This is a genomic window from Nonomuraea sp. NPDC023979, from assembly GCF_040639085.1.
Lineage (GTDB): Bacteria > Actinomycetota > Actinomycetes > Streptosporangiales > Streptosporangiaceae > Nonomuraea > Nonomuraea ceibae.
In genome coordinates this window covers 578,095-600,891 of record NZ_JBEZZG010000001.1, presented here as the reverse complement: position 1 = coordinate 600,891, position 22,797 = coordinate 578,095, and the positions used below count along the sequence as shown (strand labels likewise).

The 22,797-nt window shown below is 71.2% G+C and carries 22 protein-coding genes and 1 pseudogene; 16 read left to right on the top strand and 7 right to left on the bottom strand.

Features of this window, described 5'->3' with window-relative positions:
* Positions 1–90 precede the first annotated feature (90 nt).
* From AB0G11_RS02910 to AB0G11_RS02880, 7 genes and pseudogenes are all read left to right on the top strand, one after another.
* Positions 91–498, top strand: a complete 408-nt coding sequence (locus AB0G11_RS02910; protein WP_357583561.1) for a carboxymuconolactone decarboxylase family protein — start codon at positions 91–93, stop codon at positions 496–498.
* Positions 499–570: 72 nt separating this feature from the next.
* Positions 571–1,089, top strand: coding sequence for a hypothetical protein (locus AB0G11_RS02905; RefSeq protein ID WP_357583559.1), 519 nt, complete (start codon positions 571–573; stop codon positions 1,087–1,089).
* Positions 1,090–1,319: 230 nt separating this feature from the next.
* Positions 1,320–1,784 (top strand): annotated as a pseudogene (locus tag AB0G11_RS02900) (hypothetical protein); the annotation flags it as partial.
* Positions 1,785–1,942: 158 nt separating this feature from the next.
* Positions 1,943–2,077, top strand: a complete 135-nt coding sequence (locus AB0G11_RS02895; protein WP_357583706.1) for a hypothetical protein — start codon at positions 1,943–1,945, stop codon at positions 2,075–2,077.
* Positions 2,078–2,085: 8 nt separating this feature from the next.
* Positions 2,086–2,508, top strand: a complete 423-nt coding sequence (locus AB0G11_RS02890) for a hypothetical protein (protein WP_357583704.1) — start codon at positions 2,086–2,088, stop codon at positions 2,506–2,508.
* Positions 2,509–2,568: 60 nt separating this feature from the next.
* Positions 2,569–3,783, top strand: coding sequence for a histidine kinase (locus AB0G11_RS02885; RefSeq protein ID WP_357583557.1), 1,215 nt, complete (start codon positions 2,569–2,571; stop codon positions 3,781–3,783).
* Positions 3,780–4,457 carry a response regulator transcription factor gene (locus AB0G11_RS02880; RefSeq protein ID WP_219517909.1) on the top strand — a complete coding sequence of 226 codons (678 nt, stop codon included), beginning with the start codon at positions 3,780–3,782 and terminating at the stop codon, positions 4,455–4,457. Before AB0G11_RS02885 ends, AB0G11_RS02880 begins: the two co-directional genes overlap by 4 nt.
* A 32-nt stretch (positions 4,458–4,489) precedes the next feature.
* Here the strand turns inward: AB0G11_RS02880 and AB0G11_RS02875 are convergent, their stop codons facing one another.
* A complete protein-coding gene (locus AB0G11_RS02875) occupies positions 4,490–5,008 on the bottom strand; it encodes a hypothetical protein (protein ID WP_357583555.1) in 519 nt (172 codons plus the stop codon).
* A gap of 195 nt (positions 5,009–5,203) precedes the next feature.
* On the opposite strand from AB0G11_RS02875, the gene AB0G11_RS02870 reads away from it, so the two are divergent.
* Both AB0G11_RS02870 and AB0G11_RS02865 read left to right on the top strand, forming a co-directional pair.
* Positions 5,204–6,445 carry a sensor domain-containing protein gene (locus AB0G11_RS02870; protein ID WP_357583701.1) on the top strand — a complete coding sequence of 414 codons (1,242 nt, stop codon included), beginning with the start codon at positions 5,204–5,206 and terminating at the stop codon, positions 6,443–6,445.
* Positions 6,442–7,080 carry a response regulator transcription factor gene (locus AB0G11_RS02865; RefSeq protein ID WP_357583553.1) on the top strand — a complete coding sequence of 213 codons (639 nt, stop codon included), beginning with the start codon at positions 6,442–6,444 and terminating at the stop codon, positions 7,078–7,080. The genes AB0G11_RS02870 and AB0G11_RS02865 overlap by 4 nt, the downstream gene beginning before the upstream one ends.
* Here the strand turns inward: AB0G11_RS02865 and AB0G11_RS02860 are convergent.
* Positions 7,061–8,083: a hypothetical protein gene (locus tag AB0G11_RS02860; RefSeq protein ID WP_357583551.1), complete on the bottom strand. Its 1,023-nt coding sequence runs from the start codon at positions 8,081–8,083 to the stop codon at positions 7,061–7,063. The two genes, AB0G11_RS02865 and AB0G11_RS02860, sit on opposite strands and share 20 nt — an antisense overlap.
* Before the next feature lie 288 nt (positions 8,084–8,371).
* On the opposite strand from AB0G11_RS02860, the gene AB0G11_RS02855 reads away from it, so the two are divergent.
* Positions 8,372–9,568: an ATP-binding protein gene (locus AB0G11_RS02855; protein ID WP_357583549.1), complete on the top strand. Its 1,197-nt coding sequence runs from the start codon at positions 8,372–8,374 to the stop codon at positions 9,566–9,568.
* A gap of 43 nt (positions 9,569–9,611) precedes the next feature.
* Here the strand turns inward: AB0G11_RS02855 and AB0G11_RS02850 are convergent, their stop codons facing one another.
* Entirely contained in the window at positions 9,612–10,739 is a 1,128-nt protein-coding gene (locus AB0G11_RS02850) for an FAD-dependent oxidoreductase (RefSeq protein WP_357583547.1), read from the bottom strand.
* Positions 10,740–10,808: 69 nt separating this feature from the next.
* Positions 10,809–11,684 carry an RNA polymerase sigma factor SigJ gene (gene sigJ, locus AB0G11_RS02845; protein ID WP_357583545.1) on the bottom strand — a complete coding sequence of 292 codons (876 nt, stop codon included), beginning with the start codon at positions 11,682–11,684 and terminating at the stop codon, positions 10,809–10,811.
* A 499-nt stretch (positions 11,685–12,183) separates the two neighbouring features.
* On the opposite strand from sigJ, the gene AB0G11_RS02840 reads away from it, so the two are divergent.
* Positions 12,184–12,795, top strand: coding sequence for a hypothetical protein (locus AB0G11_RS02840; RefSeq protein WP_357583543.1), 612 nt, complete (start codon positions 12,184–12,186; stop codon positions 12,793–12,795).
* Positions 12,796–13,111: 316 nt separating this feature from the next.
* Here AB0G11_RS02840 and AB0G11_RS02835 read toward each other — a convergent pair whose 3' ends face one another.
* Complete coding sequence (locus tag AB0G11_RS02835) at positions 13,112–13,456, bottom strand: hypothetical protein (RefSeq protein WP_357583541.1); 345 nt, start codon at positions 13,454–13,456, stop codon at positions 13,112–13,114.
* Between the two features lie 624 nt (positions 13,457–14,080).
* On the opposite strand from AB0G11_RS02835, the gene AB0G11_RS02830 reads away from it, so the two are divergent.
* Positions 14,081–14,359: a hypothetical protein gene (locus tag AB0G11_RS02830; protein WP_357583539.1), complete on the top strand. Its 279-nt coding sequence runs from the start codon at positions 14,081–14,083 to the stop codon at positions 14,357–14,359.
* 452 nt (positions 14,360–14,811) lie between these two features.
* Positions 14,812–16,368, top strand: coding sequence for a long-chain fatty acid--CoA ligase (locus AB0G11_RS02825; RefSeq protein ID WP_357583537.1), 1,557 nt, complete (start codon positions 14,812–14,814; stop codon positions 16,366–16,368).
* Here the strand turns inward: AB0G11_RS02825 and AB0G11_RS02820 are convergent.
* Together AB0G11_RS02820 and AB0G11_RS02815 are read right to left on the bottom strand one after the other, a co-directional pair.
* Entirely contained in the window at positions 16,348–17,163 is an 816-nt protein-coding gene (locus AB0G11_RS02820; protein ID WP_357583535.1) for a helix-turn-helix transcriptional regulator, read from the bottom strand. The two genes, AB0G11_RS02825 and AB0G11_RS02820, sit on opposite strands and share 21 nt — an antisense overlap.
* Before the next feature lie 9 nt (positions 17,164–17,172).
* Positions 17,173–18,012, bottom strand: a complete 840-nt coding sequence (locus AB0G11_RS02815; RefSeq protein WP_357583533.1) for a universal stress protein — start codon at positions 18,010–18,012, stop codon at positions 17,173–17,175.
* 213 nt (positions 18,013–18,225) lie between these two features.
* Here AB0G11_RS02815 and AB0G11_RS02810 point away from each other — a divergent pair, with 213 nt between their 5' ends.
* The 3 genes from AB0G11_RS02810 to AB0G11_RS02800 are packed head-to-tail and all read left to right on the top strand — an operon-like array spanning position 18,226 to position 22,788.
* Positions 18,226–20,046, top strand: a complete 1,821-nt coding sequence (locus AB0G11_RS02810; RefSeq protein ID WP_219515156.1) for a glycoside hydrolase family 15 protein — start codon at positions 18,226–18,228, stop codon at positions 20,044–20,046.
* Positions 20,046–21,803 (top strand): IlvD/Edd family dehydratase, encoded by a 1,758-nt coding sequence (locus AB0G11_RS02805; protein ID WP_357583531.1) that lies wholly within the window; start codon positions 20,046–20,048, stop codon positions 21,801–21,803. The genes AB0G11_RS02810 and AB0G11_RS02805 overlap by 1 nt, the downstream gene beginning before the upstream one ends.
* Positions 21,790–22,788: a C-terminal binding protein gene (locus AB0G11_RS02800; RefSeq protein ID WP_357583529.1), complete on the top strand. Its 999-nt coding sequence runs from the start codon at positions 21,790–21,792 to the stop codon at positions 22,786–22,788. The genes AB0G11_RS02805 and AB0G11_RS02800 overlap by 14 nt, the downstream gene beginning before the upstream one ends.
* The last annotated feature ends 9 nt before the right edge of the window (positions 22,789–22,797 follow it).

Sequence of the window (22,797 nt, the reverse complement as noted above, 5' to 3'; positions counted from 1 at the left end):
GCATCGGGAAGCCTGGCGATAAGCATCACTGATAGTCCCAACGGAAATCATCGTTGGTGGTGAAGCTGATCGGCGAATCATAATGTCCACATGTCCAGCTCCACCGGCCCTCAGGCCGACACCGCCTTTCATGTCCGCGAACATCTGACCGTGACGCCTTCCCCAGAAGCTTTCCGCAAGGCCAGAGCCGACGGAAATGAGCGTCTGCGCAGCAGCGGGTCGCTGTTTGAATCGTTCTTCGCCTTGGACGGCGCGGCGTACGCGCCCGGCGCCCTGCCGGCCTCGGTCAAAGAACTGCTCGGCCTGGTGGTGTCCGTGATGAAGGACTGCGAGGAGTGCGTCTATTACCATCTCGAACGATGTGATGAAGAGCGGGTCTCTCGTGAACAGGTGCTTGAGGCGCTGCAGATCGCCCTTGTGGGAGGCGGGTCGGTCACCATTCCGCTCCTTCGCAGAGCGGTCTCGTTCATGGAGCAGCTTCCGACACTCGGTGAGTGAAGTGCGGGCGTAGATTTCCATAGTGGTCAACCGCCCGATCGTCCAAGCCCCTTCAGGCGGTTGAATGTATCCATGAGACTGTTACGCTGCCGTCCTTTGCCCGCCGGCACAGCCGTTTTGGCACTGCTGGCCTGCGCCTCGGTGGGCGGTGGCGTAGCGGTTACAGCGCCTCCTACCAGCCAACCATCCGATGCCGTACGAAACGGTATCGACCATGTACATGCGGTCGGTCACGACCCGAAGATCGTCGTACGCAGCTCAACTCTCAACTTCCTGGTCGCCGCAGAAGGTGAGCTGGCCTACAACTCCGCGAACCGATGCTTGGAGCTGGTGACCGCCGGCTCATCGCCTATGGGGCTTGTCTGGCCGAAGGGCACGACCCCGACACAGATGAACGGAAAACGCGGCGTTACCGTCCCCGACGTCGGCGACATCCTGCAAGGATCTTCGGTAGCCCTGGTGGGCGGGTTCGAGAAATGGGGCAGGAGCAAGCCCTTTGGGTATAAGGCTTATGGGGACCTCGACTGCCTCACTCATGCTCCGAATGGCGACGTCTTTGTCATCGGGTCTGTGAAAAAGGTCGGCGTCTAGTTTGCCGCCAGTCGCGCTCACACGCGGGATGTCTGCTCGGGAGGACATCCGTGCACCGTGGTCCCTTTGGACAACCCCGCCTACTCCACTCCGCAGTACGAGGGCGGGCTGGCAATGCTGGGGATCAATGCTGCCGTCTATGAGGGCGCAGTGGATCTGGCCCTCAGGGACGCATCAGGCGATGTCATAGGACGAGGCACGGGGATATACCGGGATCAACCGCGCTACTCATGTGTATGCCCGAGTATCCACATCAGGGTCGAGTAGCTGCTTCGCTCCCCTTTCTGCCGGGGGATCTTGGTCGGCCGAACTTGATCCGTAGGTTCCGGGTTCGAGCCCCAGGCTCCACCCCATCTGACCTGGGCGGACGCCGGTTGGGCAGCCCGCCCGGTTCCCTGCCCTCGGTGGAAGTGGCAGGCTGCCGTGAATACGTCGCCACCCTGGGAGTCCATCGCGTGAGCCGATCCGGCAAGCTCCTCCACGTCATCGTCTGCGCCGCCGGGCCCGCCCCCGACGTCGGCCGACTCGTCACCCTGGCCCAACAGGCCGGCTGGACCGTCCAGGTCGTGGCCACACCACCCGCCCTGGACTTCATCGACGTCGCAGAGCTGGAGAAGCAGACCGGCCGTCCCGTACGCAGCCAGTACCGCAAGCCCGCGGAGCCCAAGTCCCCACGCGCGGACGCCATCATCGTCGCTCCCGCCACGTACAACACCATCAACAAGTTCGCCCAGGGCATCGCCGACACCTACGCACTCGGCCTGCTCTCCGAGGCGCCCGACTCGGCATCCCCGTCGTCGTCCTGCCCTTCGTCAACACCGCCCTCGCCTCCCGCGCCCCCTTCCGGCGCAGCGTGGAGGGGCTTCGCGCCGAAGGCATCCGCGTCCTGCTCGGCCCGGGCCAGTTCGAGCCGCACCCGCCCAGCACCGGACCCGACCGCATCGACGACTACCCCTGGGCGCTGGCCTTGGAGAGGCTGCCGGATTGAGCCCTCTCATGCCTGCCGGCAAGTCGTTCCTCGTTCTGGTGGCTACCGCGTTGACCCTGGCCGGGTGCGCGACCTCCTCGTGGGAGGACATCGGGAACGCGAAGCTGTCGGCGGACGGGCGTACGTTGACGGTGGACCTGTCGTTCGGCGCGCGCGCCGGGTCCCCGGAGCTCTGCGAGAAGGTGGCCGACACGCAGTTGGACGAATCCTCCTCGCAGGTGGTGATCGCCATTCTGGTGGAAGAGGACTGCCCCCGGCAGTGGCCCTGGGAAGAGCCCGTGTTCAAGAATTTGGTCGGCTACGCGCACCCGGTCAGCTTCACCCTGAAGCGGCCTCTCGGTGAAAGGTCCGTCATCGACAGCACCGACGGCCGGCGGGTGCGGATTTATCGGGAGGAGAAGCGCGGCTACGACCTGGGTCGTACGGGGTGATCGGGAAGATAGGACCTGGGGTGGGTGCGGTGGCCGGCGGTCGTCGGTAGCGTCGCTGACGTGGTCGGACGACTCGTTGCCCGCGCTCGGGAGCACGGGTGGGTGCTGGACGCCGCCCTGGCCGGGGTGGTGGTGCTGGCCAACGTTCCTGGGTTGGACGGGGTGGCCGGGTGGGGTTGGCTGGGCGTGGTCTGTCTTCCGCTGGTGTGGCGGCGGGTGGCTCCGGTTCTGGTGCTGTATGTGACGGTCGGGCTCGGCCTGGCGTCCTATGTGGCGGGGGTGCAGGAGGTCTATCCGGTGGCCGTGGTCGGGATGGCGGCTTACACGGTGGCCCGGCACCGCCCGTGGCCGCGGGTGCTGCCGCCGGTGGCGGTGCTCGGCGCGGCCTTTCTCTACGGCGTGCTGGTGGCGGGGCTGCGGTGGGGTGACGTGGTGGTGCTCGCCTCGGGCGTGGCGGTGGCCGTACTGCTCGGGGTGACGCTCCAGACCCGGGAGGCCCATCTCGCGGGACTGCGGGAGCGGGCCGAGCGGCTGGAACGGGAGCGTGACCAGCAGGCTCGTCTCGCGGTGGCGGCCGAGCGGAGCCGGATCGCCCGGGAGGTGCACGACATCGTGACCCACAACCTGGCGGTGATGGTGGCGCTGTCCGACGGGGCGGCGTTCACCGCGACGACGGCTCCGGAGCGGGCCGCCGACACGATGGGGAAGGTGTCGGCGGTGGGCAGGGAGGCGCTCGCGGACATGCGCCGGCTGCTGGGGCTGCTCCGCGACGGCGAGCCCGACAGCGGCACCGGGCCGGGCAGCGGCACCGGGCCCGACATTGGCACCCGGCCGGGCAGCGTCGGTGAGAAGGGCAGCCTGGCCCCGCCGCCCGGCGTGAACGATCTCGATCTGCTCTTCGACCAGGTGCGGGAGGCAGGCGTACAGGTGACCCTGACCCGTGAAGGCGTGCCGGGCGGCTGGGGGCCGGGCCCGGGGCTGGCGATCTACCGGATTGTCCAAGAGGCGCTGACCAACACGATCAAGCATGCAGGCCCGGAGGCCGCCGCGAAGATCCGGCTGAGTTATACGGTCTCCGGGGCCGAGCTGGAGATCGTCGACGACGGGCGTGGCGCGTCCGCCCTGGCCGTGGCGGGGGCGCAGACCGCCAGGCACGGGCTGGCCGGCATGGCCGAACGGGCGGCGGCCTACGGCGGCCGGGTCGAGGCGGGGCCGTTGCCCGATGGCGGCTGGCGGGTGCGCACCCGCCTCAGGTTCGGTGACGGAAGCCCGTGAAGATCCGGCTGCTGCTGGTGGACGACCAGCCCATGTTGCGTCTCGGCTTCCGCATGGTGTTCGAGACCCAGCCCGATCTTGAGGTCGTCGGGGAGGCCGGCGACGGCGCGCAGGGCGTGGCGATGACCCGCGCCACGAGAGCGGACGTGGTGCTGATGGACGTCCGGATGCCGGTGATGGACGGCATCGAGGCCACCCGGCGGATCGTCGAGTCCGGATCCCCGGCGCGCGTCCTGCTGCTGACCACGTTCAACCTCGATGAGTACGTGTTCGCCGGGTTGCGTGCCGGCGCGAGCGGGTTCCTGCTCAAGGAGGTGCCGCCGCCCGATCTGCTCACCGGCATCCGGGCCGTGGCCTCCGGCGACGCAGTGGTCGCGCCGCAGGTGACCCGCCGGTTGATCGACGCCTTCGCCCAGCACCTGCCCGACCCGGCGACCGGCTGCTCCCCTGCCGACGGGCGGCTGGACCAGCTCACCGAGCGCGAACGCGAGGTGCTGGCGGAGGTGGTCCGCGGTCACTCCAACGGCGAGATCGCCGAGACGCTGACCGTCTCGGAGGCGACGGTGAAGACCCATGTCGGCCGGATCCTCACCAAGCTGCATCTGCGTGACCGGGTGCAGCTCGTCGTGTACGCGTACGAGACGGGCATCGTACGGCCAGGTCAGAAGGAGTGAGCCGACACCTTCTCTCGCGCCGGCTGGGACGGTCAGTGTGCCGAGGCCCGGGGTCGGCGGCTGCTGGGGCCGCGGCCACATCGGGTGCGTCCCCACGGCTTGACGACGGACAGCACCGTGGCGAGGGACAGGACGACCAGCATCACGACCGACCCCGCCAGCAACCCGGGCTCCAAGGAGCCGATGTCGGCCCCCGGGTCGGCCAGGGTCATGGCGAGCGCGGCCTTCACCCCTTGGGCGGTGTACGCGTACCCGGAGATCATCGCGAAGACGGTGAGCACCAGTTTGGTGACGACCCACCAGTGATGCAGGACGCGCCACTTGGTGTACAGCGCCAGCACGAGTCCGGTGACCAGGGCCCCCAGGCTCCCGGGAATCATGATCGCCGTGTCGCTGATGTGCAGCATGTCGTAGGCCGCGGGCCGCAGGGGCATTCCCGTGCTGGTCAGCGCCACGACGCCCATGACGAGCATGGCGTAGCTGCCGCCGAGCCAGCCCACGGACAGGCTCACGTGCAGCACCAGCCACACCCTGCGCGCGGTGGGTTTCATCGGCCAGGTGACCGATCGCCTTGGTGCGGAGTGAACCGGCCTCACGAGATGCCCTCCAGTGCGGTAGACGACGAGGTCTCCAGCACACAGGTGACCGGTGGACGGGCGAATCACGGCAGGTACGACATTTCTTGGTATAGGTGGCTGTCATGGCAGGAGCCGGGAAAGGTCCTAAGCTCCGGCGGTGTGGAGAGCATGCACCCGACCAGGCTCCTGACCTCCTCCACGCCCTGGCGCGCCTGGGCGTACGCGGCGACCGGCGCCCTGCTCGGCGGCGTGACCATGACGGTGGTGCTGACGTTCGTCCTGGTGGGCGTGACGCTGGCGCCTCTCGCGATCGGGTTCGTCCCGTTGACGGCGGCCGGGCTGGCGGGGATCCCGATCGGCGCTGTCGAACGCCGGCGGCTACGGCTGCTCGGCCTGCCTGCGCTCCCCAGCCCGCACCGGACCCTGCGCCGGCCGGGGCCCAGGGCGTGGATCGGCACCAGGCTCCGCGAGAACGCCACCTGGCGCGCGTTCGGCTACACCACGGCGCTGATCACGGGGCTGTGGCTGCTCGACTACGCCGTCGCCGCCATACCGCTGGTCTGTATCGTCTTCGTCGCCGCACCAGTCGTCTACCTGGTGTCCGGGCCGGTCGACCTCCTCGGCACGCACCTGGCCACGCTGGCGGACTCGCTCCTGGTGGCAGGGTTCGCAGCGCTCGGGCTGGTGGCCGCGGCCTACCTGGCCGTCGTGGCCGCGAAGATGCGGGTTCCGATCGCCCGGGTGCTGCTCGCGCCTCCCCCGTACGAGATCCCGGACATGGAGACGGTCGGCTCCAGCGGGCGACTGCTCGACGCGTTTGACGCCGAACGGCGGCGCATCGAGCGTGATCTGCACGACGGCACCCAGCAGCGGCTCGTCGCGCTCGGCGTGATGCTGGACATGGCGCGGATGACCGTGGCCGATCCCAAGCTGCACAGCCTGCTGTCCCGCGCCCATCTAGAGACCATCACGACGCTGGAGGAGCTGCGCGAGCTCGTACGCGGCATCCATCCGCGGGTGCTGGCCGAGCGCGGCCTCCCCGAAGCCGTGGCCGAGCTGGCCAGGGCTCATTCCCTGAGGATCCGGGTGAAGATCGACGTTCCGGGCAGGCTCGTGCCCAGTGTGGAGAGCACCGCGTACTTCATGGTGAGCGAGGCTCTGGCTAACGTCGCCAAGCACGCCGAGGCCGACGACTGCTGGGTCAGCGGCTGGATCGCCCGCGACACGCTGATCCTGGAAGTGGGTGACAACGGCAGGGGCGGCCTCGACGTACGGGCGGACGGCGGCGTCCAGGGCATGGCGGACCGGGTGGCCGCGGTGGGCGGCCGGGTGAGGTTCACCAGCCCCGGCGGCGGGCCGACCGTCCTGCGCGCCGAGATCCCCTGCTTGCCGCACCCGGTGACGGCATGAGAGTCGTCTTGGCCGAGGATTCCGGCCTGCTGCGGGAGAGCCTGGTCAACCTTCTCACGTACTTCGAGCATCAGGTGGTGGCCGCAGTGGCTACCGCCGGTGAGCTTCGCAGCGCGACCTCGGCCTTCCGGCCCGACATCGTCGTCACCGACGTGCGCATGCCGCCCGACCACACCGACGACGGCCTGCGGGCGGCGATCGCGCTGCGCCGCGATCGCCCTTCGCTGCCGGTGCTGGTCCTCAGCCAGTACGTCGACGGCGCCGCACTCTCCGAGCTGCTGCGTAGCGGTGATGCCGGCACTGGCTACCTGCTCAAGGACCGGGTGGCGAACGGCGCCCAGTTCGTGGCGACCATGCGGGAGGTGGGCGGCGGCGAGACGGTGATCGACCCGGAGGTGGTGCGGCGGCTGCTCACGCACCGGGCCGACCCGCTGCTGCGGCTCAGCCCGCGCGAGCTCGAGGTGCTGGCTCTGATGGCGGAGGGCCGGTCCAACGCCGCCATCGGCAGGGATCTCGTCATCTCCGAGGTGACCGTCTCCAAGCACATCGGCAGCATCTTCACCAAACTGGACCTGCCCGCCGACGAGATCAGTCACCGCAGGGTCCTGGCGGTCCTCAGCTACCTGCGCGGCTGATCTCTCCGGCCGACTGCGCCGCTCGGCCCTGCCGCCGGGCGACGAGGGCCGTGGCGGTGAGGTAGACGGCGACGAAGACGGCTCCGGACAGGGCCCTGAAGGCGTCGCCGACCAGCAGTCCGATCAGCAGGACGACGACGGCCGCCTGTGTCGTTCCCGCGCCGAGGACGAACAGCGCGGCGGCGGCCCTGGTCGTCGCCCGTACCCGGGCCGTCGCCCAGAGTCCCGCCGCCACCGCCGCCGAGGTGTAGAGCGCCACGACCGGCCACGGGGCCTTGACGATGGAGACCAGCAGCTCGGTCCCGACGAACCAGGTCGCGTACAGCCCTGCCCCCGCCGCGAACGGCAGCCACCGCGCCCCCGGCCGATCCACGACCGCCACCACCCGCGGACCCCGCGGCAGCCGCGCCGCGACCAGGCAGGCGACCAGCGCGGCACCGAGCACGACCGCCAGGTGCAGGAGGAAGGTCCCGCCGTCCTGCACCCCGCGGTTCTCGCCCCAGAACACGAACCGGGCGATCGCCAGCCCGCCGGTGACGATCCCCAGCACCCAGGTGGCCCACTTCGGCAGCCACGGCCGGTCCGCCTGCTCGGGGAACAGCAGGTGCGTCAGCAGCACCGGGGTGAGGAGCGAGAACAGGCCGTGCCAGGGCAGGATGTACAGCGCCCAGGGGATCCGCAGCCCGGCCACCACCCCCAACGTCCCGTACGCGTCGTTCGCCGGGTCGAGCGGGTGGAAGAGCGTCTCCGAGATCAGACCCTCGTTGTACAGGCCGTAGATCATGCCCAGGCACCACAGGCCGAGCAGTCCCGTCCTCGTCCGCGTGGCCACCTCGCGCAGCACCAGAATCGGCAGCCCGTAGACGAAGACGGTGAAGGGGAGGAATATGCCCGGCTGGAAGAAGTCGGTGGCGGGCATGGAGCCGCTGAACACCTCCGCCAGCAGCGGCGAGAGCACCATGAGCACCGGGATCGGCCACCGGCTCCGACGTAACGCGTTCATCGTAAGGGTTTCCTTTCGTCGGGATCCGACGCTAGGGAAGCCGCTTCTCACGCACGACAGCCCGAAGTTTGGCTTGGGCAGACCGGAAACCTCCACCTCAGGTCGCATCCCGTCCTCCGACGGTCGCACCCGTTTGCGCGCCCGGCCGGACACCGCCCCCCTGCCCTCCCCGGAGATCACCCTCTCCGACCTGGGGTAGACCGCGGGGTCGCCGGCGCTGGGCTGCGTCATGCGCCTGGGCTGACCGCTCTCTGATGTTTTCGCATGTCGCGGGGCCTCTGAGGGTAGATGGCGGCTGAGGGGGACCCGGTGATGGGAGCGACGGTCGACTACCAGGCGGCATTCGAGGCGCTGCCGTGTCCCTGCATGCTGCTCACCCGCGAGCTGGCCGTGCTCGCCGTGAACGACGCCTGCCTGCGGATGACCGGCCAGGAGCGGGACGAGGTCGTCGGCCGGTCCCTGCCGGTGGCCCCGAGGGGGCTGAGCGCGGCGGGGGCGGCGAAGGTGCGCGCGTCGCTGGAGCGGGTGGCCGGTTCGGGCGTCGGCGAGGTCGTCCCGCTGCTGCGGCATGACTGGGCGCCGCCCGACCCGCGCCACTGGCGGATGACGAGCGCGCCGGTGCTCGATCCGTCGGGCGCCGCCAAGGGGATCATCGTCGTGTTCGGGCAGACGGAGGTCGCCGGCGCCGCCGAGGAGCCGGACGCCGGGGCCGACGGGCTGCTCCACCAGGCGTACCGGCAGGAGCAGCAGAAGGTGTCGATGCTGCACGAGACGATCGAGCACCAGCAGCGGTTCGTGTTCGACGCCGCGCACGACCTGCGCAACCCGATCACGGGCCTGCTGACCGAGCTGGAGGACGCGCTGTCCGACCCGGGTGCGGACCTGCGCCGGACGCTGCGGAGCCTGCACCGCGACGCCGAGCGGCTCAACGAGATCGTCGGCGACCTGCTCGCCCTGGCCCGCCTCTACACGGCCCCGCCGCCCGGCGTCGAGCTCGTCGACCTGGCCCGCCTGGTCGTGGAGGAGCTGGGCGCCCACCCGCCGAGCGCGGCCGTGGTCACCCGGCTGGAGGAGGACGTGGTCGTACGGGCCTCGCGGGTGCGGCTGGCCCGGCTGCTGTCCAACCTGGTGGCCAACGCCGAACGCCACACCACCACCAGGATCGAGTTCGTGGTCGCCGCCACGCCGCCGTACGCCGTCCTGGAGATCATCGACGACGGGCCCGGCATCCCGCCCGAGGACCGGGAGCGCATCTTCCACCGGCTCTACCGGCACGACCAGGCGCGCACGCTCGACACCGGCGGCTCCGGGTTCGGCCTGCCGATCGCCCGCGAGATCGCCCACGCGTACGGGGGCGATCTGTTCGTGGCCGATCACCCGGACGGCGCCCGGTTCGTGCTGCGACTGCCGCTGGCGGCGCGGCCGGAGCCCGGCGGTGAGGAGGCTCCGGACCGGCCGTTATCGAGGAGCGGGACGTCCTCCTGACGCGGAAGCTCCCAGCCCGGGAAGCTCCCAGCGCGGGAAGCTCCTAGCGGGGGAAGAAGGGCAGGTCCAGGTAGACGTCGTCGGCCGCGGCGAGGATCTTCGCGGCGTCGTCGACGGGCGGGTGGATCGCCTGGTTGATCTGCCGCTTGATCTCCTTGCCGTGGGCGCCCGTGGCCATCACCTTCCGGTCCCAGCCGCGGGTGAAGATCCCGCCGGCGCCGCCCAGGTCGAGGCAGGTGACGTACGGGCCAGGGGTGAAGTCGCGCAGAAGGAGGCCGAGCAGGTCGGCCGCCGCGTTGTACCCGGCGACCTTGCCGAGCGGGACGGCGTGCTGGCAGGACTGCGTGACCGTGTGCCCGGCGTCGTAGGGCGCCGCGGCCGTGTCGCCGGCGGCGAACACCTCGGGCAGGGCGCGCAGGTGCCGGTCCACCGGTATCCGGCCGAGGTGGTCGAGTGAGCCGGTGATGTGCCGGGTGAGCCGGTTCGCCCGCATGCCCACCGACCAGACGACCGCGTCCGCCTCGACCTTGGTGCCGTCGGACAGGGCGGCGTAGCCGTCGCCGACCTCGGTCACGGTGGTGGCGAGGCGGCGTTCGACGCCGAGCTCGTCCAGGGCCGACTCGATCGCCTCGCGCGGCTCCGGGCCGAGCTGTTCGCCGACCACCGCCGCCCGGTCCACCAGCAGCACCCGGCCCCGGGCGGCCAGCTCGGTCGCCGCCTCCAGACCGGTGAACCCGGCGCCGACGACCACCACGGAACAGTCCGCCCGGCCGCGCAGCCGGTCGGCGAGCCGCTGAGCCCCGGCCAGGGTGTCGATGTCGAAGAGCCGTTCGGCGCCGGGCAGATCTCTCGGCCGGACGAGCTCGCTGCCCGCCGCCAGCACCAGGCGGTCGTACGGGATCTCCTGGCCGTCGGCCACCACCACGCGGCGGGCGGTGTCGATCTCGCTGACCGTGGCGCGCAGGTGCTCGACGCCGATCGGGTCGAGGATCCTGCGCAGCTCCACCGTGGCCAGGCCCGGGTCGGGCTCGTACAGCCTCGGACGCAGGACCATCCGCTCGCCGGGCGCGATGAGCGTGATACGCAGGTCCCGCTCCCCGCGCGCCAGCGCCGCGCCCGCCGCGCTCCACACGCCCGCGAAACCGCCACCGATGATCACAACCTGTGCCACCGTCTCGTCCTCTCTCAGCCTGTCCCCCCACGGACGGGGAGGGATCGGCAGGGAGACAAGACAGCCGGCTCAGATGTGACCGATGCGCGGAAGCTTGTCGGGATTGACCAGCCTCCTGAACTCCGTGATCCGCCCGCCGCTGACCTCCACGGTGTCGAGCCAGACCAGCGCGCCGCCGGAGTAGGTCGCCAGGGCGGGCTCCCCGTTGACCTCGACGACGCGGACGGCGTCCGGACGCCTGAGCTCGACCTGCCTGATCGCCAGCCGGGCGATGATCGCGGCGCCCCGGACCGGCCTGCGCGCCGCCGTCGCCTTGCCGCCGCCGTCGGCGACGTAGACGGCCTCGGGGTCCAGCAGCGCGACGAGCCCGGCCAGGTCACCGGCCTCGGCCGCCGCCCTGAACGCCTCCAGCACCCGCCTGGTCTCGGCCTTGGAGGCCCGGGGCCGTTCCGTGACGGCGGCGACCCGCGTACGGGCCCGCGAGGCGAGCTTGCGGCTGGCCGCGGGCGTGGCGCCCAGCACCTCGGCGATGCGCGCGAACGGGAGGTCGAACACGTCGTGCAGCACCAGCGCCACGCGCTCGGCGGGGGTGAGCGTCCGCATGACCACCAGCATCGCGGTGCTCACCGACTCGTCCACGAGCACCCGGACGGCGGCGTCGGGCCCGGTCAGCAGCGGTTCGGGCAGCCACGGCCCGACGTACGACTCGCGCCGCACGCGCGCCGACATCAGCACGTTGTAGGCCGTACGGGCGGACACGGTCACCAGCCAGGCACGCACGTCGCGCACCTCGGACAGGTCGGCGGCGGCGGCCCGCAACCACACCTCCTGCGCCACGTCCTCCGCCTCGGCCACGCTGCCGAGAATCCGGTACGCGGCCCCGAACACCGCCGGCCGGTGGGCCGCCCAGTCGGCCTCCGTCAGCGCCGTGCCCGTCGGTTCCACCTCGCACCCCGATCCCCTGCGACCGTTCTCCTCCGATGCCGAGGCTACGTGCGCCTCGACGCCACGACCGCGCGGGGTCCGCCGTATGCCGATGCGCGGACATGGACAGCCGGCTGCGCCACCCCATGGCTCGGCCCGCCCCGCGACGTGCTCGACGGCGTCGTCGCCGATCTAGCAGGTGCTGTTCCGCAACCATCGGCACCTGTGGGCTACACGGTCCTGATGGCCGTCATCGAAGCCCTGGCCAGCTCGCAACTCGCCCAGGCCGTGTCGGTCGGCAAGAGCAAGCTGGGTCCTCATCCTCGACGGGCTGGAGAACGACGGCCTGGTGCGCCGCCGCCCCGACCCTGCAGACCGCGGGGCCCGCATCATCGCGGTCACCTCCGAAGGCAGCCGTGCGCTCAAGGCCGCCCGCGACGACACCAAGGTGATCGAGGACGGCCGTCCACCCGAAACCGCCTGCCCACCCGACCGGCCGGGCGCGGCATAGCGTGGCCGCATGCACTTCTTCCATGCACCGCAGTCGCCGCCCGAACGGCACCCAGGAGTGGAGCTGGAGCATCCCCCATGGCTAGGCCCGCCCCGCGACGTGCTCGGCGGTGTCGTCCCGATCGAGCAGCTGCTGTTCCGCAACCAGGAGCTGGTCATCGCCCTCGCCAGCGCCGCCGCCTTCCCGCAGGGCGTGGAGTTACGGCTCCGGTTGGCGGCCCGGCACCCTGAGGGCGGCGACGAGGACGTCTGGTGGGACCGGCGCGAGCTGCTGTTCGGCGGACCGCACCGGCACCGCGTGCGCCCCGGCAAGCCACTGGCGGACGAACTCCTGCGCTTCGGCGTACGGTTTCCGGGCGGCGCCAAGGCGACCACCGTCGACCGGCACCCGGGCGAGAATCCGCACGGTCCCGTTCTGCGTGACTCCGGCGAGGGCGGCGGAGGCGGCGGCGACCGCTTCGTCGCCAGCCGTCGCAACCTGTGGCTCTGGCCGCTGCCACCGCCCGAGCCGTTCGAGTTCGTGATCGAATGGCCCGCGTTCGACGTGCCGCTGACCTTCGTCACCGTGGACGGGGAGCCGATCGCCATGGCGGCCCGGCGGGCCCAGCCGTACTGGCCGTAGCCGCCCCGCTGTCGCACCGGCTCGACGAGCACGGCCGAGCGCGACATCGGCCGGTTCGCGAAACCCGCACGGCACGCTCCTTGACCGGACGCGGCCATACGTGAGCCGCCCAGTGATCACCTCCATCCGTCGCCGGCACATGCTGTCGCAGTGTTCGAGGCGGGCACCTGCCCGCCTCGAGATCATCAGCCCTTCGCTGCTGGCCGGAGGTGGGGCCCTTCGTCTCCGGCCATGGCTAAACCCCGTCCTGGCCAGCCGCGCCCGAGGGACCGGCTGGTCAGGACGAGCCTCACCCCGCCCGGAGGTCTTCGCGGCCTCACGACTTGCGCGACCTCTCCTGGCGCCTGTCGGCGAACTTGCTGATGACCCATGCTCCGCCGCCGGCGATCACACAGAAGGCGATGAGGGCGGCGGCCACCGTGATCCACCCCGGTGCCGCCACGGCCATCGCCAGTCCCGCGAAGGCACCGGGGACCATGACGCCGACCAGGGCGATCATGACGACGGCAGGGGCGATTCCGCTCGGCGACCAAGCCGGGGCGGTGGCGTTGATCCGCTTACCGCCCGAGAGGGTGACCTCGAAGGAGACGCTCTCCCGGGCTTCCAGCAAGTCGGCGCGGGGGGTGGGGTCGCCTTCGGTTTTGGTGAGGTCGGTGACCACTGGCTTCTTCACGTGGCTGAACACTTTCTCGCTCGGCCTTGATGTAGGAAACCCGCCAGGCGAGACCCGGCGGGGGGTTGTGCGAGCCCCAGCGCGATGCGGGGGGTAGTCCAGTGGCCCCGGACGAGCCGGGGGTCGTGCGTTTGCGGTGCTACGCGTAAAAGTATCACTCGATATGGCTCGCAGCCACGTAACGTATGGTCTGCACGCGTACGATACGCGTACACTAGCTGATGGATACTCAGCGAAGAACTTGACTCTAGACAGCTCACTGTCGTACCGTCGGGCCTGCAGAAACAAATATTCGCAGGTCACAAGCAGTGGAGAGGGTGAAAGATGGAGAGGCACCGGCTGCCGACCACACCTTCCCCCTCTGCCGGGCCAGCGCCGATCGTGCCGGATTTTCGCAAGCCCTGGCAGATGGCGAGGAGGCGGTTACCACGGCCTCCCCCACCAGGGCACGCATCGCCGTCACCGGACATTGCACGGCTGACGGTAGCCGTTACCCCTGACAGTGCCTCGCGTCGCCTTGCGAGGATAGGAAAGACATCGACGAGCACGGGCCGGGATGGCACTCCCAGGCCCGTTTTAGCCATGTCTCGCGCGGGAGGATCCCGAGAGAATATGTCCCCGAAAGTGCGTGAAACTGAAGCCGCCGGCCCCACGAAGAGCCCGCCCACCGGTCGGGGTCACGGACCACTGGAGCGGGTCACCGTCAATCTGACCGAACGTTCTTCTCGTGCGCTTGAAGAGGTCGTAGGGCTTCGTGGCGAAACGAAGACCGACGCCATCAACCGGGCCCTGCAGATGTACAGCCTCATTGAACGCATTCTCCAGAGCGGGGGGAAGGTGTACGTGCAAGAGGCCGACCAGTCCGAGCTGGAACGCGTGAGGTTTTTCTGAAGGACTTTTACATCTTTCAGCAGAACCTCCGCGATAACGTTCCGCACTCCCCGGTCCAGGCGCCAGGTGCCTGATCAGAGGGATCGCGGGATCGTCTTGAACACCAGGCCGAACCTGGCGGCCAGTTCAAGATCTCTCCCCGGCTCCACGACCGGAGCCGCGAGCATGACCTCGCTCCCGACCGCACTGACGTTCATGTCCTGCGGTGACGGTTGAGCTGAAGAGAGCCTGGCGTCGCTCAAGCCGCCAACTGTGCTTTCCCGATCGTTCCGTCCGCGAGTCCCCCTGTGCGCGCAGTGCCGCGCCCTGTCACGGGGAGCGATCGCCACGGCGGTGCCAGGTGTACATGGACGTAGCCCGGTTGGGTGGAGTCGGCACGTTCGTACAAGTGTTGGGGGTGGGGGGCGGAGCATTCTGGGGGCGGACGAGGCGTTCCGACGAGAGGGGCCCCGATGCTCAACCTGTCGATCATTCTGGAAGACAGTGCCCGCGCGGTCCCGGACCGCACCGCCCTGGTCTACGGGGATCTGCGGCTGCCGTACGCCATGGTGGACTCTGTCGCGAACCAGGTGGCCAATCTGCTGGTGGAGCGCGGGATCGGCAGGGGCGACAAGGTGGCGCTGCTCTGCCCGAACGTGCCGTACTTCCCCTTCGTGTACTTCGGCATCCTGAAGGCCGGGGCGACCGTGGTGCCGCTCAACGTGCTGTTGCAGCCGAGGGAGATCGCGTACCACCTGGACGACAGCGGCGCGAAGGCGCTGTTCTGCTTCGAGGGGACGCCCGAGCTGCCGACGGGGGCGCGCGGGCGGGAGGCGGCGGACGCGACGGAGGGGTGTGAGCACTTCTTCGTCCTGCCGGCGACGCCGCTGGCGACCGAGTCGGAGTACGGGGAGTCGTTCTGGGCGGCGTTGGACGGCAAGTCCGGGGAGTTCGAGACGGTGGGCACCGGGGCGGAGGACGTCGCGGCCATCCTCTACACGTCGGGCACCACGGGGCGGCCCAAGGGCGCGGAGCTCACGCACGCGAATCTGCTGCTCAACACGATGGTCAGCGACGAGATGTTCCCCCGCGACCCCGAGGGTGACGTGTCGCTGGCGGTGCTGCCGCTGTTCCACTCCTTCGGCCAGACCTCGGTGATGAACGTGAGCCTGCGCCGCCGCGCCACGCTGGTGCTCGTGCCGCGGTTCGAGCCCGGTCAGGCGCTGGAGCTGATGCGCGGGGAGCGGGTGACGATGTTCGCCGGGGTGCCGACCATGTACTGGGCGATGCTGGCGAAGATCCACGCGGGTGAGGCCGAGGTGCCGGCGTCGCTGCAAGTGGCGGTGTCGGGGGCGGCCGCCTGCCCGGTGGAGGTGCTCAAGGACTTCGAGGCCACGTTCGGCATCCCGATCCTGGAGGGGTACGGGCTGTCGGAGACGTCCCCGGCGGCCTGCTTCAACCAGCTCAGCCGCCCGACCAGGCCGGGCACGATCGGCTTCCCGGTGTGGGGGGTGGAGATGCGGCTGGTGGACGACGACTGGAACACGGTGGAGGGCGAGGGGCCCGGCGAGATCGCCGTGCGCGGGCACAACATCATGAAGGGCTATCACGGCAGGCCGGAGGAGACGGCGGAGGTGCTGCGGGACGGCTGGTTCCGCACCGGGGACATCGCCACCCGCGACGAGGAAGGCTACTACTCCATCGTCGACCGCACCAAGGACATGATCATCCGGGGCGGGTTCAACATCTACCCGCGCGAGCTGGAGGAGGTGCTGATGACGCATCCGGCGGTCTCGCTGGTGGCGGTGGTCGGCGTGCCGCACGGCTCGCACGGCGAGGAGGTCAAGGCGTACGTGATCCCGTCGCCCGGGTCGGCGGTGACCGAGGCGGAGCTCGTGGACTGGTGCAGGGAGAACATGGCGGCCTACAAGTATCCGCGGATCGTCGAGTTCTGCGAGAGCCTGCCGATGACCGCGACCGGCAAGATCCTCAAGCGGGAGCTGCGCCGGTCACGGGCCGACGTCGGGTAACCAGTCGATCGCGGCGGCGAGCTCGGAGGGCGTGTTGCCGAAGGTGCGCCGGAAGGCGCGGGTGAAGTGCGGGCCGTCGGTGAACCCGGCGCTGTGCGCGGCAGCCGTCAGCGTCTCCCCGGCGGCCACCCGGTCGATGGCCTGCCGCAGCCGCAGCCACCGCACGTACGGCCGCAGCGGGATGCCGACGTGCGCGCCGAACAGGTGCGCGAGCCGGCTCGGCGACAGGTGGACGGCGTCGGCCACCGCTCGCAGCCGTACCGGTCCTGCCGGCAGGAGCGCGGGGATGACGGTGATCGCCGCCTCGACGGCCGGGTGGAGGGCGGCGTCGGCGGCGCCGCTGTGGCCGCTGCACGCCTCGACCGTGCGCAGCGCGCCCGCCGCCTCGGCCGAGCGCGGGTGCCCGGCCGGCGGCTCGGCGAACATGAGCGGCCTGGCTCCCCCGCGCCCGTCCTGAGCGCCGGAACCGGCGAGGGCGGCGGGCGGCGACCAGGTCGAGGCCCGCGGCCCCGCGCCGGAGCGGGCGAGCAGGGCGCGGCCGGGCGTGCTGCGCGGGTCCAGGTGGGCGAGCAGCGCGTCATGGGCTCCGCTGATCAGCGTGTGGCCGGTGTCGGGCGGGACGACGGCGATCCGCGTGGTCAGCCGCTCCCCGTGGGCGTCGGCCAGCGTGAAGGGCTCGGCGGCGACGATGAGCTGCACCGCGTGGTGCGCGTGCGGCTCGTTGGTGCCGACCGTGCCGCCGTACAGCAGGAGGCCGGGCCGCAGGAGGCACCAGCCGCGCCAGGGGTGCGACATCACCGCACTTTATGCCTGTTTCGCCCCTGGGCGGACTATCGCCACCGGACAGGTCGCCTGTTGCAGCACCGTCCGGCTCACGGACCCGAGCACGGCGGAGGCGAAACCGCCCAGGCCGCGCGTGCCCACGACCACCAGATCGGCCGTCTCCCCGGCCTTGATCAGCGCCTCCGCCGGATGCCCGGCGATCTGCTCGCCGACGATCTCGATGTCCCGGTGCTTCTCGCGCCACACCCTCAGCCGTTCGGCCGCCGTACGGAGCTCCGCCTCGCAGGAGCGCTCCAGCAGCGCGCTGTAGCCCACCGCGAGCGACGGCGTGACAGGCACCTGCCAGGCGTACGTGACCAGCAGCGGCACGTCCCTGGCCCGGGCCTGCTCGGCGGCGTAGGCCAGGGCGGTCTCGGCGCACCGGGAGCCGTCGTCGCCGACGACGACGCGGCCGTGCGTGGGCTCGGCGGAGCCGCGTACGATCACCACCGGGCAGGCGGCGTGACCGGCGACGCCCACGCTCACCGAGCCGATCAGGAGCCCCTTGAACCCGCCGAGCCCCCGGCTGCCGAGCACCACGCTGTCGGCGGCGGCCGACTCGCCGACCATCGCGTCCACGACGTGCCCGGCCAGCAGTTCGGTGGTCACCTCGACGCCGCCGGCCGCCCGGCCCACCCGGTCGCGGGCGGCCTCCAGGGTCCCGGCGCAGTAGTCCGTCGCCTCCCGGCCGAACCGGGAGTGCTCGCACACGTGGACGAGCCGCAGGCCCAGCCCCCGCCGCCGCGCGTCGGCGGCCGCCCATTCCAGCGCCGTGTCCGACGGCGCGGAGCCGTCCACGCCGACCACCACAGATTTGACCATCACGCACCTTCCCCCCGGATTCTTCCCTCCCATACCCGGGTGACCGTGGCCGTCATCACGCCCGCCGGCCCGATCGGAGTAACGCGGAATCCGTTACGCATTCGCCAAAGGATTTATTAATTCCCGGCCGCTGACCTGCGGAGAAGCGGCGTTATCCGCTCCTCCGCCGGGGGTACTCGGTGATGCAGTCCATTCCGACGAAAGAGTTCGGCGATGCTCGACACCGACCCGCCCTTCCGCCCGGTCCGCCGCGCGGACGGCTATCCGCCGCTGGAGGACCTGGGCCTGATCGGCGACGGCGACACGGCGGCGCTGGTCGGCCTGGACGGTTCGATCCCGTGGCTGTGCCTTCCCCGCTTCGACAGCGAACCGCTGGTGTGCGGGCTGCTGGACCAGGCCCGTGGCGGGCATTTCACGCTCACCGCGGACGGCCTGCTGGAGGCGCGCCAGTTCTACGAGCCCGACACCGCCGTGCTGGTGACCGAGCTGCGCGCGCCGTCCGGGCTGGTACGGATCACGGACGCGCTGGCCCTGCGCGCCGGGGCCGATCTCAGCGACGACGCGGGGGCGGGCCGGGCCGAGCTGGTCCGTTCGGCCGTGGTCGTGAGCGGGACCGTGCGCCTGCGGGCGGAGCTGGAGCCGCGCGGCGGCGGGCAGGCCCGGGCGCTCGGCAGCGGCCTGGAGGTGCGGGCGCTGCGGCGGCCCGATCTGCGCCTGCACCTGCGGTCCAACCGGCCGCTGACCGGGCTGCGCACCGAGCACGACCTGGAGCAGGGCGACCGGCTCGACCTGGTGCTGTCGTGGGGGCGCATCCACCGGCACCACCGGTTCGCCCCCGAGACGATGCTGCGCGACACCGCCGGAGCGTGGCGCCGCTGGATGGCCAAGTGCGGCTACGACGGCCCGCAGGCGGCGCTGGTCCGGCGCGCGGTGATCACGCTGAAGCTGTGCGACGACTGGGTGAACGGGTCGCTGGTCGCGGCCCCGACCTCGTCGCTGCCCGCCCCGATCGGCGGGGTGCGCAACTGGGACTACCGCTACACCTGGATCCGGGACGCCGCCTATGCCGTGTTCGCGCTGCGCCGGGTGGGCTTCGGCGAGGAGGCCGACGCCTTTCTCGGCTGGGTGCTGGACGCCTTCGAGCAGAGCCGCAGCCCGCGGATCATGTACACGCTGCTCGGCGCCGCCGTGCCCGAGGAGGTGCAGGACGCCGAGCTCGAAGGCTACCGGCGCTCGGCCCCGGTGCGCTGGGGCAACGGCGCGGCCGACCAGCGCCAGCACGACGTGTACGGCGAGGTGCTGGACTGCGCCGACCAGTGGCTGCGCCCCGGCCGCGAGCTCCAGCCCGCGCTCTGGTCCGGCCTGGCGGAGCTGGCCGAGGCCGCCGCGAGCACGTGGCGGCAGCCGGACCAGGGCATCTGGGAGGTGCGCAGCGAAGGCCGGGTGTTCACGTACTCGGCCGGGATGTGCCAGGTCGCCCTCGACCGGGCTGCGGCGATCGGCGAGCGCCTCGGCATGCCCGGCCAGATCGCGTCCTGGCGCCGGGAGGCCGAGACGCTGCGCCGGGTCATCCTCGAGGAGTCCTGGGACGAGAGGGCCCAGTGCCTGAGCGAGCATCTCGACGGCGGCGGCAGCCTCGACGCCAGCCTGCTCGCGCTCCCGCTGCGCAAGGTCGTCCCGGCGGCCCACCCGCGCATGGCGGCCACGACGGCGGCGATCGCGGCACGCCTGTCGGCCGGTGACGGCCTGCTCTACCGCTACCTGCACGAGAGCTCCCCCGACGGCCTGCCCGGCGACGAGGGCGCGTTCCTGCTGTGCAGCTTCTGGCTGGTCGACAACCTGATCCTGCTGGGCGAGCGGGACCGGGCCGGGGAGCTCTACGCGTCGCTGTGCGCCCGGGCCAGCCCGCTGGGGCTGCTGCCGGAGCAGATCGACCCGTCGACGGGCGCGTTCATGGGCAACTTCCCCCAGGCGTTCAGCCACATCGGCGTCATCGCCAGCGGCGTCAACCTCGCCCGATCGGAGGGATCCTGATGGCGGCCACAGGCGGCCTGCGCAGCCAGGCATGGTGGGACAACGCGGGCAATCCGGAGATGACCGCTCTCTACCTCGAACGCTTCCTCAACTTCGGGCTGACCCCGGGCGAGCTCCAGTCCGGCCGGCCGATCATCGGCATCGCCCAGACGGGCAGCGACCTCGTCCCCTGCAACCGCCACCACCTGGCCCTGGCCGACCGGGTCAGGGACGGCATCCGCGACAACGGCGGCATACCGCTGGAGTTCCCGGTCCATCCTCTCCAGGAGACCGGCAAGCGCCCGACCGCCGCGCTGGACCGCAACCTCGCCTACCTGGGGCTGGTCGAGGTGCTGTACGGGTATCCGCTCGACGGGGTCGTGCTGACGACGGGCTGCGACAAGACCACGCCCGCGTGCCTGGCCGCGGCGGCGACGGTGAACATCCCGGCGATCGTCCTGTCCGGCGGGCCGATGCTCAACGGCTATCACCAGGGTCAGCGGGTGGCCGCGTCGGGCTCGGGGCTGGTGATCTGGCAGTCGAAGCGGCTGCTGGCCACCGGGGAGATCGACTACGCCGAGTTCTCGGCGCGCGTGGCGGCCTCCGCGCCCAGCATCGGGCACTGCAACACGATGGGCACCGCGCTGTCGATGAACTGCCTGGCCGAGGCCCTGGGCATGTCGCTGCCGTGCTGCGCGGCGATCCCGGCCCCGTACCGGCGGCGGGCGCAGATGGCGTACGACACGGGCCGCCGGGCGGTGGATCTCGTCCGCGAGGACCTGACGCCGCGCAAGATCATGACCATGCCGGCCTTCGAGAACGCGATCGTGGTCGCCTCGGCCATCGCCGCCTCCACCAACGTGCCCATCCACGTCAACGCCATCGCCCGGCACGTCGGGGTGCCGCTGACCATCCAGGACTGGCAGCGCGTCGGCGGTGACGTCCCGGTGCTGGCGAACGTCGCCCCCGCCGGGGAGTTCCTCGGCGAGGACTTCTACCGCGCCGGCGGCCTGCCCGCCCTCATGCGGTCGCTGCTGGCGGCCGGGCGTTTGCACGGCGACGCCGTGACCGTCACCGGCCGGACCGTGGCCGAGAACCTGGCCGACGCCCCGCCCGCCGACCCGGAGGTCATCCGCCCCTACGACCAGCCGCTCGCCCCGCGCGGCGGGCTGCTCATCATGACGGGCAACCTGTTCGGCTCCGCGGTCATGAAGACCTCCGTCCTGGCCGGCGACCTCCGCCCGGTGGCGGACTACCGCGCCGTCGTCTTCGACGGGCCGGAGGACTACCACGCCCGCATCGACGACCCCGCCCTGGAGCTGGACGAGAACTGCATCCTCGTCATCCGCTACACCGGCCCGATCGGCTATCCGGGCTCGGCCGAGGTGGTGAACATGGAGGTCCCGGCCACGCTGATCCGGCGGGGGATCACGACGCTGCCGACGCTGGGCGACGGCCGCCAGAGCGGCACCTCCGACGCGCCGTCCATCCTCAACGCCAGCCCCGAGGCCGCGGCGGGCGGCAACCTCGCCATCCTGCGCACCGGCGACCGCATCCGCGTCGACCTGGACAACGCCCGCGTCGACGTCCTGCTGACCGACGAGGAGATCGCCGAGCGGTGGGCCGATCACACGCCGCCGCCGCTCGACAACCAGACGCCGTGGCAGGAGATCTACCGCGCCACGGTCGGGCAGCTCGACGGCGGCGGCTGCCTGGAGCTCGCCCTGGACTACCAGGACCTCGTCCACACCAAGGGGATTCCCCGTGACTCGCACTGACGCCAGAGGCACCATCATGATCGCCGACTCCGACTTCGGCGACGTGGACATCGAGCGCGCGATCGTGGAGGGCGCCGGGTTCGAGCTGCTCGCCGCCCAGTGCAAGAGCGAGGAGGAGGTGATCGAGAAGGGCCGGGACGCCGACGGCGTGCTGACCCAGTACGCCCGGATCGGGGCCCGCGCGATCGAGGCGTTCACCCGCTGCCGGGTGATCGCCCGCTACGGCACGGGTGTGGACATCGTCGACGTGGACGCCGCGACCCGGCGCGGCATCCAGGTCACGAACGCGCCGAACGACTGGTGCGCCGAGGAGGTCGCCGACCACGCCGTCGCGCTCTGGCTCGCCGCCGCCCGCAAGATCTGCGCGTACGACCGGGCGACCCGGGAGGGCGTGTGGCGCTGGCAGAGCGGGGAGCCGGTCTGGCGGCTGCGGGGACGGGTGTTCGGGCTGCTGTCCTTCGGCTTCATCGCCCAGCTCATCGCCGAACGCGCCAAGGCGTTCGGCGTCGAGGTGTGGGCGCACGACCCGTTCGTCGACGAGGCCGAGATCCAGGCCCGCGGCGTGCGGCCGGTGTCGTTCGACGAGCTCGTGGAAGGCGCCGACTACCTGGTGATCCAGGCGCCGCTCACGCCAGGCACCCACCACGCCTTCGACCGTACGACGCTCCGCAGGATGAAGCCGACGGCCCTGCTCGTCAACACCGCCCGCGGCCCGATCGTCGAGGACGCGGCGCTCCACCAGGCGCTCACCGAAGGCTGGATCGCCGGCGCGGCCCTGGACGACCTGGAGGAGGAGCCCGCGAAGCAGCGCGGCTGGAAGCCCCGCAACCCCCTGTTCGCGCTGCCCGGCGTGATCGTCACGCCGCACGCCGCCTACTACTCCGAGCAGGCCGTCGCCACCGTGCGGCGCTTCGCCGCTGAGGAGGCCGTACGGGTCCTGACCGGGCAGGGCGCCCGCAACCCGGTCAACGACCTGACGACTTGAGGCATCGCG

Excerpts from the sequence above, each read along its gene's own strand:
- AB0G11_RS02890 (WP_357583704.1), top strand. The coding sequence starts at position 2,086 with ATGCCTGCCGGCAAGTCGTTCCTCGTTCTGGTGGCTACCGCGTTGACC.
- AB0G11_RS02815 (WP_357583533.1), bottom strand. The coding sequence starts at position 18,012 with ATGGTCAAATCTGTGGTGGTCGGCGTGGACGGCTCCGCGCCGTCGGAC.
- AB0G11_RS02865 (WP_357583553.1), top strand. The coding sequence starts at position 6,442 with ATGAGAGTCGTCTTGGCCGAGGATTCCGGCCTGCTGCGGGAGAGCCTG.
- AB0G11_RS02830 (WP_357583539.1), top strand. The coding sequence starts at position 14,081 with ATGTCCCCGAAAGTGCGTGAAACTGAAGCCGCCGGCCCCACGAAGAGC.
- AB0G11_RS02870 (WP_357583701.1), top strand. The coding sequence starts at position 5,204 with ATGCACCCGACCAGGCTCCTGACCTCCTCCACGCCCTGGCGCGCCTGG.
- AB0G11_RS02805 (WP_357583531.1), top strand. The coding sequence starts at position 20,046 with ATGGCGGCCACAGGCGGCCTGCGCAGCCAGGCATGGTGGGACAACGCG.
- AB0G11_RS02820 (WP_357583535.1), bottom strand. The coding sequence starts at position 17,163 with ATGTCGCACCCCTGGCGCGGCTGGTGCCTCCTGCGGCCCGGCCTCCTG.
- AB0G11_RS02825 (WP_357583537.1), top strand. The coding sequence starts at position 14,812 with ATGCTCAACCTGTCGATCATTCTGGAAGACAGTGCCCGCGCGGTCCCG.
- AB0G11_RS02875 (WP_357583555.1), bottom strand. The coding sequence starts at position 5,008 with ATGAAACCCACCGCGCGCAGGGTGTGGCTGGTGCTGCACGTGAGCCTG.
- AB0G11_RS02910 (WP_357583561.1), top strand. The coding sequence starts at position 91 with ATGTCCAGCTCCACCGGCCCTCAGGCCGACACCGCCTTTCATGTCCGC.
- AB0G11_RS02840 (WP_357583543.1), top strand. The coding sequence starts at position 12,184 with ATGCACTTCTTCCATGCACCGCAGTCGCCGCCCGAACGGCACCCAGGA.
- AB0G11_RS02860 (WP_357583551.1), bottom strand. The coding sequence starts at position 8,083 with ATGAACGCGTTACGTCGGAGCCGGTGGCCGATCCCGGTGCTCATGGTG.
- AB0G11_RS02905 (WP_357583559.1), top strand. The coding sequence starts at position 571 with ATGAGACTGTTACGCTGCCGTCCTTTGCCCGCCGGCACAGCCGTTTTG.
- AB0G11_RS02855 (WP_357583549.1), top strand. The coding sequence starts at position 8,372 with ATGGCGGCTGAGGGGGACCCGGTGATGGGAGCGACGGTCGACTACCAG.
- AB0G11_RS02810 (WP_219515156.1), top strand. The coding sequence starts at position 18,226 with ATGCTCGACACCGACCCGCCCTTCCGCCCGGTCCGCCGCGCGGACGGC.